This window comes from Clostridium weizhouense (genome assembly GCF_019431045.1).
GTDB lineage: Bacteria > Bacillota > Clostridia > Clostridiales > Clostridiaceae > Clostridium > Clostridium weizhouense.
On the sequence record NZ_JAHXPT010000010.1, the window covers coordinates 88,837 to 100,487 of the forward strand.

The 11,651-nt window shown below is 25.2% G+C and carries 19 protein-coding genes; all 19 read left to right on the top strand.

Annotation, left to right across the window (positions count from 1 at the left end):
* The first annotated feature begins 19 nt into the window (after positions 1–19).
* A complete protein-coding gene (locus tag KYD98_RS12565; protein WP_219780396.1) occupies positions 20–457 on the top strand; it encodes a hypothetical protein in 438 nt (145 codons plus the stop codon).
* On the top strand, positions 441–899 hold the full coding sequence (locus KYD98_RS12570; RefSeq protein WP_219780397.1) for a hypothetical protein: 459 nt from the start codon (positions 441–443) through the stop codon (positions 897–899). Before KYD98_RS12565 ends, KYD98_RS12570 begins: the two co-directional genes overlap by 17 nt.
* Positions 890–1,291 (top strand): hypothetical protein, encoded by a 402-nt coding sequence (locus KYD98_RS12575; protein ID WP_219780398.1) that lies wholly within the window; start codon positions 890–892, stop codon positions 1,289–1,291. The genes KYD98_RS12570 and KYD98_RS12575 overlap by 10 nt, the downstream gene beginning before the upstream one ends.
* Before the next feature lie 275 nt (positions 1,292–1,566).
* Positions 1,567–2,304 carry a hypothetical protein gene (locus tag KYD98_RS12580; RefSeq protein WP_219780399.1) on the top strand — a complete coding sequence of 246 codons (738 nt, stop codon included), beginning with the start codon at positions 1,567–1,569 and terminating at the stop codon, positions 2,302–2,304.
* On the top strand, positions 2,258–2,674 hold the full coding sequence (locus KYD98_RS12585; protein WP_219780400.1) for a hypothetical protein: 417 nt from the start codon (positions 2,258–2,260) through the stop codon (positions 2,672–2,674). The genes KYD98_RS12580 and KYD98_RS12585 overlap by 47 nt, the downstream gene beginning before the upstream one ends.
* On the top strand, positions 2,671–3,048 hold the full coding sequence (locus KYD98_RS12590) for a hypothetical protein (RefSeq protein WP_219780401.1): 378 nt from the start codon (positions 2,671–2,673) through the stop codon (positions 3,046–3,048). The genes KYD98_RS12585 and KYD98_RS12590 overlap by 4 nt, the downstream gene beginning before the upstream one ends.
* 212 nt (positions 3,049–3,260) lie before the next feature.
* Positions 3,261–3,818, top strand: a complete 558-nt coding sequence (efp, locus tag KYD98_RS12595) for an elongation factor P (protein ID WP_219780402.1) — start codon at positions 3,261–3,263, stop codon at positions 3,816–3,818.
* A 148-nt stretch (positions 3,819–3,966) separates the two neighbouring features.
* Positions 3,967–4,332, top strand: coding sequence for a CD1247 N-terminal domain-containing protein (locus KYD98_RS12600; RefSeq protein ID WP_219780403.1), 366 nt, complete (start codon positions 3,967–3,969; stop codon positions 4,330–4,332).
* 355 nt (positions 4,333–4,687) lie between these two features.
* Positions 4,688–5,008, top strand: coding sequence for a hypothetical protein (locus tag KYD98_RS12605; protein ID WP_219780494.1), 321 nt, complete (start codon positions 4,688–4,690; stop codon positions 5,006–5,008).
* Positions 5,009–5,187: 179 nt separating this feature from the next.
* Positions 5,188–6,108: a stage III sporulation protein AA gene (gene spoIIIAA / locus KYD98_RS12610; RefSeq protein ID WP_219780404.1), complete on the top strand. Its 921-nt coding sequence runs from the start codon at positions 5,188–5,190 to the stop codon at positions 6,106–6,108.
* The gene (gene spoIIIAB / locus KYD98_RS12615; RefSeq protein ID WP_219780405.1) at positions 6,096–6,614 is read left to right on the top strand and encodes a stage III sporulation protein SpoIIIAB; all 519 of its coding nucleotides are present in this window, start codon (positions 6,096–6,098) and stop codon (positions 6,612–6,614) included. Before spoIIIAA ends, spoIIIAB begins: the two co-directional genes overlap by 13 nt.
* A 14-nt stretch (positions 6,615–6,628) precedes the next feature.
* Positions 6,629–6,826: a stage III sporulation protein AC gene (spoIIIAC, locus tag KYD98_RS12620; RefSeq protein ID WP_219780406.1), complete on the top strand. Its 198-nt coding sequence runs from the start codon at positions 6,629–6,631 to the stop codon at positions 6,824–6,826.
* Between the two features lie 8 nt (positions 6,827–6,834).
* A complete protein-coding gene (gene spoIIIAD / locus KYD98_RS12625) occupies positions 6,835–7,218 on the top strand; it encodes a stage III sporulation protein AD (RefSeq protein WP_219780407.1) in 384 nt (127 codons plus the stop codon).
* 8 nt (positions 7,219–7,226) lie between these two features.
* Entirely contained in the window at positions 7,227–8,480 is a 1,254-nt protein-coding gene (gene spoIIIAE / locus KYD98_RS12630) for a stage III sporulation protein AE (protein WP_219780408.1), read from the top strand.
* 3 nt (positions 8,481–8,483) lie between these two features.
* Positions 8,484–9,089: a stage III sporulation protein AF gene (spoIIIAF, locus tag KYD98_RS12635; protein ID WP_219780409.1), complete on the top strand. Its 606-nt coding sequence runs from the start codon at positions 8,484–8,486 to the stop codon at positions 9,087–9,089.
* Positions 9,090–9,100: 11 nt separating this feature from the next.
* Positions 9,101–9,733, top strand: coding sequence for a stage III sporulation protein AG (gene spoIIIAG, locus KYD98_RS12640; protein WP_219780410.1), 633 nt, complete (start codon positions 9,101–9,103; stop codon positions 9,731–9,733).
* A 40-nt stretch (positions 9,734–9,773) separates the two neighbouring features.
* Complete coding sequence (locus tag KYD98_RS12645) at positions 9,774–10,325, top strand: SpoIIIAH-like family protein (RefSeq protein ID WP_219780411.1); 552 nt, start codon at positions 9,774–9,776, stop codon at positions 10,323–10,325.
* Positions 10,326–10,720: 395 nt separating this feature from the next.
* Positions 10,721–11,101 carry an Asp23/Gls24 family envelope stress response protein gene (locus KYD98_RS12650; protein ID WP_219780412.1) on the top strand — a complete coding sequence of 127 codons (381 nt, stop codon included), beginning with the start codon at positions 10,721–10,723 and terminating at the stop codon, positions 11,099–11,101.
* Positions 11,102–11,240: 139 nt separating this feature from the next.
* A complete protein-coding gene (nusB, locus tag KYD98_RS12655) occupies positions 11,241–11,642 on the top strand; it encodes a transcription antitermination factor NusB (RefSeq protein WP_219780413.1) in 402 nt (133 codons plus the stop codon).
* Positions 11,643–11,651: the final 9 nt, after the last annotated feature.

The following is an 11,651-nucleotide window of genomic DNA, read 5'->3' on the forward strand; positions in this document are numbered from 1 at the left end:
TGATGAAAGGGATAGTATTTTGAAAAGAGAAGGTAATATTTTAATTGAAGTTATGGCTTCTTTATTTATACTTAGTTTAATTATGCTTTTTGGAATAAATACTTATATTTATAGTAATAAAGTTTTAAAAGAAAGAAAATTAGCAGAAGAGGTTGATAGGACAATTTATAATTTAATAAATGAAGTAAAATATAATTCCACTATGGATGAGATGAAGAAATTGTTATTAAATAAAGAGCTTGGATTTAAATTTAATAAGAATATTTCAAAGGAATTATTAACTAAAAAACTTGAAAATCTTACTAAAGGAAATGATATAAAAATTTCTTTAATAAAAGAAAATAACTATGAATTAGAAATGCAAGCAGTGGTATTAGTTGAAAGTGATAATTTTATAATTAGTAAAGAAAAGAATTTTAGTAAATTGTGGTGGATGGAATATGCAAAAGAATATTAAAATTAGAAAGAAGAAGGGATTCACAATCATTGAGTCAATAGTATACATTTTTTTAACAACTTTAGTTTTGCTTGAAGGAATAAGATGCATGACTAATTTTTATAAAGGATATATAGAAAGCAAGAATATAAGTATAACTTATGACAAAATGCAAACGTTTTATTTGAATTTAGATTCAATTTTAAAAGAAGATCAAAAAGAAAATATTGAAGTGCATGATAATTACTTATTAATTTATAGAGATATAGAATCAGAATTGAAAAGCAAAATGATAATTAAAGAAAAAGATTCTTTGGTTGTGAAATATTTTGAAGGAGAGAATCCAAAAGGAAAAAATACCTTACTTTTAAATATAAGTGATTTTAAAGTTATTGAAAAAGAAAACTTAATTTATACAGTAATAGTTGATAAAGATGGAAAGGAATTTATTAGATGTCTGTAAAAAAGAGTGGAAATGTTTTAATAAGTACAATTTTAATATTATCATTAATAATTATTATAGGTAATTGTAGTTTTAAAATCATGAAAAATAATAAAGAGATACAAAATCTTTATTGCAATGATGGTGGTATTTATGATTTTAGAAGTAAAGAAAAAAAGCTATTAATTAATTTTATGAAAAATTTTAATAAAAGAGATATAGATGAATTATTATCAGATGATTTTAAAGAAAATTATAAAGAAGATTCTTTAGTTTATAACAAAGAGAAAGATATATTTTATTTATCTACATATATAAATAAACATTTAAAAATAGAAAGAGAAGTAAATTACATGGTAAAGAATAATAAGATATTGTTTATTCCGACATACAAAACAAAGATTATTATTTAAAATTCTAAGACTGTGTTTTAAATAATAGTTTATATTTTATGCTATGTTTTAAGTGGATGTTGATATTGTAGTATAAAGCTCATGGACAGAATTGAAATATGAAACGCTACTCATGTACATTCGTGGAGTAAGTTCGAGTAGCAAAATATAAAATTTTGACTCTTACTTAAGAGTTGTAAAAAGCAAATTCCAATGCTAGTTCAGGCTTATACTACAATATCAACACTATATTAAAATATAGCTATATTTTAATATAAACACTTAATAGAGAGATAGTGGAAAGTATAATTTATAAAGGAGTGTTCGTTATTAGAAAGTCAGTTTTAACAATTAATAAACAGAGTTTTATATATAAGAGAAAAGAGTATTTATTTAATGAGTTTAGAGATGTAAAGAATCTGTTAAGTAAAAATAGGGAATTCATTATAATGGAGGAAGAATTATATGCAAGGCACTTTAATGAGAGCATACGAGGAAAACACATTTATGAATTTATTGAAACTAAGTTGAATAATGAGTTTCATAAAAATGATGATATACTCTATCATTATGAATATGATAAAAATAGAAAAATTGTATCTATATACTCTATAAAAGGAGGAAAAAGACTAGAAATATTATCAGAAGAGGCAAATAATATTTTAATTAAGCCAATTCAATTTATATTAAAAGATATAATGATAGAATTGTTTAAAGAGAAGGATTTAAATTTAAAATTTATTATATTAATTGATGAAATATACTATTATATATCATTAAAACAAGGGAAAGTTTATGAAACTTTTGTAGAAAAAGAAATCCAACCGTTATTAAATAGACTAAAAAATATAGAGTTAAAATTAATATTAAATGAAGAAAAAAGCCTAGGATATCTTAATAAGAAAATATCTGATTTTTATAGAAAAATAAATAATAATATTTCTACTAATATAAAGTTAATAAGTATAAGTTGTGGAGATGATATAGATGCGATATATGAGAAACAAGGATTTTATTCCAAGAAAGTTTTATAGTCAAAAGAGTAAACAGGAACAGAATGATAAAAAAAGAATAACAATACTTTTTATAATGTTAAACATTTTAATTTTACCTGTTACTTTAAAAAATTTGCATGAATTTAAAAATACTTATCTAGATAATACCGAAATTATAGAAACAGAGAATGTGTTGGAAGATAAAGTTGATACTAGAGACATAGAATGTTGGGTAGAAAATTTATTTATAGATCAAGTTGAGTGGGCAAAAGTTACTAAAGATGGTGGAGAAATTGAAGTAAATGATTTAGAAGTGTTAAAAAATAAAAAAATAAAAGAAAATGTCAATGTTAAGTGTTTAAATTCTAACAATAATGGAAATTATATATTAGGAGTAGATTTAAATTGAAAAAATATAAAAATAATATATTTATTATAGCAATTATTGCACTTTTCTTCACTCAAGTTTTAGGAATATTTTATACAAAATTAAATAGTCAATCTAAAGAAGTTGATAAATATTACAAAACTATAAGTAAAAATAAGAAATATAAAACACTAGAAGAATTTGATTGTGAATTAAAAAAAATAGATAATATTAATATATTAGAGGGTAGCAAGCAAAATGGAAAGTGGTGTATGAAAGTAAATATAGATGGAGAAAAACAAGAAATTTTAGAATGTCTATCTTATTTAAAAGGATATGCTATAAATGATTATATAATTGAGCATAATAAAGGTAAAAGTTCATTGATAATAGAATTAAGCGATGATATGACTTGAGTTCATAGAATAAAATAAAGAACGAAAAATAACTGTTTTGCATTATAAAAATATTTAGTTTTTTATGCAAAATGTAGAGAAATAATTGCAATTATTTCTTTCTTTTGATAAAATATCATTGTTATGTCGAAGTTTATAGCAATTGAACTTTAATAATATCTAAAAGTTAAATTTAGATTGTAATTATTTTATAAATTTTGGAGGGATATTTAATGATATCAGCAGGAGATATAAGAAAAGGTGTAACTTTTGAGATGGATGGACAAGTGTTTGTAGTTACAGACTTTTTACACGTTAAACCAGGTAAGGGAGCTGCCTTTGTAAGAACTAAACTTAGAAACGTAATTTCAGGTGGGGTTGTAGATAGAACATTTAACCCAACTGAAAAATTACAAGAAGCTGTAATAGAAAGAAAAGAAATGCAATACCTTTATTCAGATGGAGAGTTATACTACTTCATGGATCAAGAAACTTTTGAACAAATTCCTTTAAATGAAGAAAAAGTTGCAGATGCAATAAAATTCTTAAAGGAAAATATGTTTGCTGTAATAAAATTCTTCAAAGGAAATGCTTTCTCTGTAGAAGCGCCAAACTTTGTTGAATTACAAATAACATATACAGAACCAGGTGTTAAAGGAAATACGGCTACTAATGCACTAAAACCAGCTACAGTTGAAACAGGTGCTATAGTAAATGTTCCAATGTTCGTTAATGATGGAGATGTTATAAGAATAGATACTAGAACTGGAGAATACATGGAAAGAGTTTAAGACTCTTGTAATGAATTTTCTAAATGTCTTATATAAGTTATTAAGATTATTGCTTAGTAATTTTAGGCACATTTAAAAAATAATAGACCAGTATGCTGGTCTATTATTTTATTTCATGTGCCTTATTTATAAAAGGAAGTGAATAGATATGGAAGATCTTAAAAATCAAATTGAAAATTTAAAGTTAAACTTATCTAATATAGAAAATAAAGAATATCAAAATTATTTTTATTCTTTAATTTCTATTTTAGATACGATGAATGATAAATTAGAAGAACTAACAGTAAATCAAGAAACCATTGAAGAAAATATTAAATTTATGGATGATGATTTAACTGATATTCAAGATGAACTTTTTGAAGAAGTGTCCATAGATGAATTAAATGATATGGAAGAAGAATATACAGAAGTTAGTTGTTGTCATTGTGGCAATATAATTTTTGCAGAACAAACAACTTTAAAAAACAATAGTGAAATTCCATGTCCATATTGTAATAAAAATATAAAAGCATAAAAATATTTTTAATGTCATAGTTTTACTATGGCTTTTTTTATTTTTTAGGAATTTATATATTTTAAAATTTGAGGATAACTTTTAGAATATCTTGTTTTATAGGTATTATAAGTACCACCTAAAGAATAAAAAAATGATCATATCCCGCACCATTATTCCTGCACTATGTTTGGAAAGGGTGCATGGCTAAAAAAATTGTAAATAACATGTATAAAAATGTATTAATTTAATTACAAAATATATATTAATTGATAAAAAAAGAAATATAGGTTATAATAAAGAGAATAAATAAAGAAAGGTTAAAAAGGTAAGTGCCGCTAAAAATTTTGATGTATATATAAATCTAATAGGAAAATTGACTAATTTTGAAGTACGAATATGGTACAATTATCATGATAGAAATATTATTAACGAGATAGATGAATCGTTATCAATAAAAGAACAGGCTAAACAAGCTCATTTTTTAAGAAATAAATATAGGTCAGAGGCTAGGAAATTAATGAAGGATAGAGAATTAGCAGAAAATTTAAATACTAATAACTCTAATAAGTCTTTTGAATATTATGAAACAAAGTATATGGAACAGGGATATAGTAGTAATATTCTTTATAAAAAAATAATAGAGGCTTCAACTAGAAGTAATAAATTGATAAATAAACAGTTTGGATTAGCTTAATAAATATGAATAACTTATAGAATGATAATTATTGACTTAGGGAACTCACAAGGGGTTCTTTTTTTATTTTTAGAGATATGTAATTTTAAATTTACATATCTTTTTTTTTTGTAAAAGTAATATTTTGATTCTTTAATCAATATTAATAAATTAAGAAAAACAATAGAGGAGGAAGTGAGATGAAAGATGAAAATGAAATTTTTAATATTTTTCCAAATGATATAGCTAGTTTACTAAAAGAAAAGGCAAAAAAGGAACAATTTTATGAAATAAGACTTAAAGTAGGAAAACCGATTATCGTTTATTCAAATATAGGAGAGTCTATTGTCTCATATAAACCATCTAAAGAAGATATAAAAGGGGTCATTCAGAAGATATCTAATTATTCATTATATGCTTATGAAGAAGATATAAAACAAGGTTTTATAACAATTAAAGGTGGTCATAGAATTGGAATTGCAGGAGAATGTGTCATGTCTGATGGTAAAGTTAAAACCATTAGAAATATATCATCTATAAATATTAGAATTTCTAGAGAAATAATAGGATGTTCAAATAAAGTAATGAAATATATAATATCTGGAAATAGAATTTTTAATACTATTATTATTTCACCACCTAAATGTGGCAAAACTACTATTTTAAGAGACATTGCTAGAAATATATCAACTGGAATTAAATCTTTATCATTAGAAGGTAAGAAAGTTTCAGTAATTGATGAAAGAAGTGAAATAGCATCTTGTTATTTTGGTGTTCCTCAAAGTGATTTAGGAATAAGGACAGATGTATTAGATAACTGTTTAAAAAAAGAAGGAATGATTATGTCAATAAGAAGTCTTTCGCCTGAAGTATTAATTTGTGATGAAATTGGCACTAAAGGTGATGTAGAAGCGCTAATGATGGCATTTAATTCAGGAGTTAATATAATTACAACAATTCATGGATTTACAATTGATGATATTTATAAACGTAAAGTTTTTAAGGATCTTATTGATAATCAAATACTAGAAAGAGTAATTATATTAAGTTCAAGAGAAGGGGTAGGTACTGTTGAAAAGGTTTATGCACTAAAAGGAGAGGAAAGAGTATGTTTAAATTAATACTTATTTTTATGCTCTTTATTACAAGTTCATATATAGGATTTATATATGGTGAGACATTTAGAAAAAGATATGATGAACTTAAAGAGATTTTAAAAAGTTTAATAATTTTGCAAAATGAAATTTTGTATGGAAGTACTCCTCTTCCAGAAGCATTAGATAATGTTAAGTGTAAGGTTAATGCACCAATAAGTGAACTTTTAAATAAAACAAATAAAAAACTAATAGAAGGGGAAGTAGAAAGTGTTTATAAGGCATTTGAAGAAGAATTTTTGAACTTAAAAGAAAAATTTTATTTGTCAGAAAGTGATAAAAGGATTTTAAAGGATTTTTTAAAATCTTTAGGGGAATCAGGAACATATGGACAAGAAAAAATATTTAATTTGGTTATTGAAAATATAAAAGCAAATTTAAAAGAAGCAGAAGAAGTCTCAAAGAAAGATATAAAAGTATATAGATATTTAGGTATATGTTTTGGTGCAATGATTGCAATATTTTTAATTTAGATAGGAGGATAGTTATGCATGATATAAGCATTCTTTTTAAGATTGGTGGAGCTGGGATATTACTTGTAATACTGGATAAGGTTTTAACTAGTAGTGGAAAGGGAGATATTGCAGCAATCACAAACATTGCAGGCGTGGTAATAATTTTACTTATGATAGTATCTCTTATTGGAAATCTATTTAATACAGTAAAAACAATGTTTGTTATGTAGGTGATTTTATGTTGATGATAAAAATTGCAACATTAGCTTTTGTTGGATTATTCCTAACTTTACTATTTAAAAATAGTAAATCTGAAATAAGTGTTTTTATTTCTTTAGCTGTAAGCGTATTAATATTACTTTTAATTATAAGTCAAGTACAAGAAATAATTACCTTTTTGAGGAGTGTAGCTGATAAAGCTAATATAGATACAGTTTATATTGGAATCGTATTGAAAATTTTAGCAATAGCTTATTTAGCTTCTTTTACAAGTGAAATATGTAAAGATGCAGGAGCTTCAAGCATAGCTACAAAGGTGGAGTTTTCAGGAAAGATAATGATTTTGGTATTAGCAATTCCAATACTTATGGCTGTATTAAACTCTATTTTACAGATAATGTAGGTGTAATTATGAATATAATAAAAAGATTTACAATAGTTTTGTTGATAAACGTTATTATAATATCCATAGTGAGTTGTGTTTTTTTTGAAAATAACATGGCTTATGGAGCAGAGATAAATAATATAAGAAATACTAAAAATAATACACAAATAAATCAATCTTCAGTAAATGAAGTTAATATAGATGATTTAGATAGCAACACCAAAGGACAAATTAATGTTTTGTATGATTATATAAACAAGATGAAGACAGATGTAGAGCTTATGAATAATTTAGATCCAGTAGAATACATCAAAGAGTACGTTAAAGAAGGAAAAGGAAATATTTCGATAAAAACTATAAGTAAAGCAGTAATAACTATGCTTTTTAGAGAAGTCAAAAGTGTATTAAAGCTTGTAATTTCAATAGTTACAATAGTTATAATTTGTTCACTAATTAAAAATTTACAGTCAGCATTTTCTAACGATTCCGTTTCGGAAATAGCTTTTTATGCTTGCTATGCTTTAATTATCATGATTTTATCAAAAAGTTTTATTATTTCTATTAATGTTGCAAGAGAAGTTATAACAAATATTTCAGATTTTATGGCTGCACTATTACCAGTACTTATAACAATGATAGGAGTAGCTGGGGGGATGACTCAAGCAGCTACATTAGATCCTATTGTATTTGTAGGAGTAATATTTATACCTAGAATATATTCTAATATTATAATTCCACTTATTTTAATGGGATTTGTATTGGAATTTGCAAATAATCTTTCTAATGAACATAAAATAACAAATCTTTGTAAATTATTAAAGCAAAGTATTCTATGGATGCAGGGGATTATAATTACTGTTTTTATAGGAATATTAACAATAAGAGGAATAACTTCAAAAACAATAGATGCAGTAACTTTAAAAACAGCAAAATTTGCAATAGATAATTTCATACCTATTGTTGGTAAAACATTTTCAGATGCAATAGCATCAGTTGCAGGATATTCATTAATAATAAAAAATGCAGTAAGTTCAATAGGATTAGTAATTATTGTTTTAATACTTTTATATCCAGTAATAAAATTAATTCTTATGACACTTATATATAAATTAGCTGCTGCACTTATAGAACCTATAAGTGATTCTAGAATAACAAATTCAGTAGCAGCAGCAGGAACTTCAATGACACTTATTATATCATGTGTTTTAAGTGTAAGCTTAATGTTTTTTATTTTGATAGCCATTATCGCATCTTCAGGATTATTTGTAGTTGGGGGGTAGATTATGGATACATTAAAAGGGTTTGCAATAACTTTAGTGACAGTTCTAATATTTATAACATCAGTAGAACTTATAGCACCAAATAATAGTATGAAAAAATATCTAAAATTCATATTAGGATTGATTTTAATAACTGTAATCTTAAACCCAATAGTAAAGGTTATTTCAAAAGGAGAAGAAAATTTATTTCTTAGTATTAGTGATTATGAAGATGTTTTATCTAAATATGATAATAAAGCGAAAAATAGTGATAGCAACATTGTAGAAAATGATAATACAGATATTAGAGAAAAAACATTTAAAGAAAACTTTAATAAAAACTGTGAAAGCTTATTAAAGACTGAATATCCTAATAAAAGTTTTAAATGTGAAGTTGATTGTGAAGCAAATTTTGCAGATATGAGTTTAGATATAAAAAAGCTTAAAATAGGTGTAAGTGATAAAAAAATAAAGAAAATAAACAAGATAAATAAAATAGCTATTAAAGAGAATAAAGATGACGAAAAGGAAAGTAGAAAAAATGATGAGTATAAAGAGATAGTTAGATTTATATGTGGACAGTTAAATCTTTCCAAAGAGAAAATAGAAGTGTATGAATTAGAGGAATAGGAGATGAGTGAATGGATAAGGATAAATTTAAAGAACACTTAAAAAAAATATTATCTGAAAAAAAATTAAGCAGTCTTATTTCAATATGCTTAATACTAGCATTTATACTTGTGTCCATGAATGTATTAATGCCTAAAAAGAGCATAATAAATACAAAAATGAATAGTAGTAATAATAATACTAACCAAAATCCTAGTATAAGTGAAGAAAATAAAAATACTTCAGGTAGTATATCAAATGAACAAAGAAATTATGAAGAAAAACAAAAAACAGAATTAAAAAATATTTTAAAGAAAATCGATGGTGTTGGTGAGGTTGATGTTATGATTTCATTTGAAAGTGGAGAAGAAAAAGTCCCTGCATATGATAAAACAGCACAAACATCAACAACTCAAGAAACTGATACTGAAGGTGGAAAAAGAGTAAATAATCAAAAAAATGATGGATCAACTGTTGTAATGACAAGCAATAATGGAAATAATGAACCTTTTATATTAAGAACATATAAACCAAAAGTTATTGGTGTTGTAGCAGTAGCAGAAGGTGCTGAAAGTAGTAAAACAAAATATAATATTGAACAAGCTGTATCAAAATTATATAACTTAAGTTTAGATAAGGTTAATGTATATCCAATGAAGAAGTAGCATATAATTTAAAAGAAAAAGGATGGGAGGAAAAAATATTATGAAAAGGAAACAATTAGGTATAATCTTTACTCTACTAGCATTAATTTTATGTGTAGGTGTGCTAGCAGCAAAACTAAATAATGGAGGGTTAAATGATCCCACAGATTTAAGTGCAGTACTGTCAACTGAAAATGTTATAGGTAATACTACTGAAGAAACTTCAGAGGTAGCAGATGCAAGTGAGGATCAAGCAACTTTAAATCAAAACGAAAGCTTTTTTAAAGTAAGAAGTGAAAGAGAACAAAATGATTCAGTAACAATTCAAAATTTAAAAGCTACAATAGATGATGCCAATACATCAAAAGAAAGAAAAGATGAAGCAAATAAGGAATTAATTAAAAAAACAGTTACTCAAGATAAACAAGCTAGAATAGAATTGAACATAAAGAATAAAGGTTATGAAGATGCTTTGTGTATGTTAGATGATAAAAAAGCAACAGTAATAGTTAAATGTCAAAATGGAATTGAAGAAAAAGATAGTGTAGCGATACAAGAAATAGTTCAAAATGTATCAAATATTAAAGATGTAATAATACAAGTTGAAAAATAAGGCACATGAAAATAAATAATAACTCCAAAGTTGCAATGGATATTTTTCATCAGGCAAGGAGATAAATTACCATCATAGTGTACCTATTAGGTCAATTTGACGATGAGTAGAGAACCAAAAGTGATGCTCCAAATTTTATATTTGGTTAGCAGAACTTTCACACAGTGCAATCTATGATTTTGTGTGAATCACTTACTCAGCGAGCGTATGTGAGTCGAGCTTCCCATGATGGGAAATAGGCTGGCAAATGGAATTATTATTTTTTGATTGTGCCTAACATAATTATAGCTTTGAAAAATAATACAATGTCTAATTGTAATGTTAAATTATATTTGATATAATAAACGTAAGATTAGCATGTTTTGTTATTACAAAACCTAGGAGGGTGAAATAGCATGGAAGATTTCAACAAAGAAGATAATGTTGGAGTAGTAAAAATATCCGATGAGGTAGTAAGCGTTATTGCTGGAATTGCAGCACAAGAAATTGATGGCGTTAGTGATTACCAAGTAGGGGTTTCAAATAATTTAACCAATATTTTAAAAGGAAAGAAAGCCCCAGGAAAGTCAACTAAGGTTACTTTGATTGATGATAAAGCAACTATAGAAATGAGTTTAAGTGTTGAGTATGGGATAAAAATCATGGATGTAGTTTCACAAGTTCAAGAAAATGTAAAAAGGACAGTAGAAGCTATGACAGGGTTAGTAGTTGAGGCAGTTAACATATATGTTCAAAACATATATATGCCTAAAAAAGAAGAAAATGAATCTAATTAGTTTTTAGTTTGATTTCACCCTCTGAGTTTCAGAGGGTGTTTCCATGCAAGGCACTATTAAAAAATAATTAATATGTTTATAAAACACTCAAAATAGTAATAATAAAAATATGGAAATAACTTAAATTTTGGAGGACTAAATGAATAGAAAATTATCAAGAGAAAAAGCAATGGAATTATTATTTGGAATGACTTTAAACACAGACAATTGTGAAGAAACATTAGAAAGTTTTATAGATAATTATGAAGGAGATATAAAAGAATTAGATTTAACTTACATAAAAAGAGCATTGATAGGCGTTGAAGCTAATAAAGAAAAGATAGATGAAGCAATCTCTGAAAATTTACATAATTGGAAGATAGATAGAATATCAAAGGTTAATTTATGTATATTAAGATTAGCAGTTTATGAATTATTATATGATGAAGAAGTACCAGGTAAAGTTGCAATAAATGAAGCTTTAGAAGTAACAAAAAAATATTCTGATCAAAAAAGTGTTTCATTTATTAATGGAGTATTAGATAATATTATAAAGAAGTAAGAAGGGGCG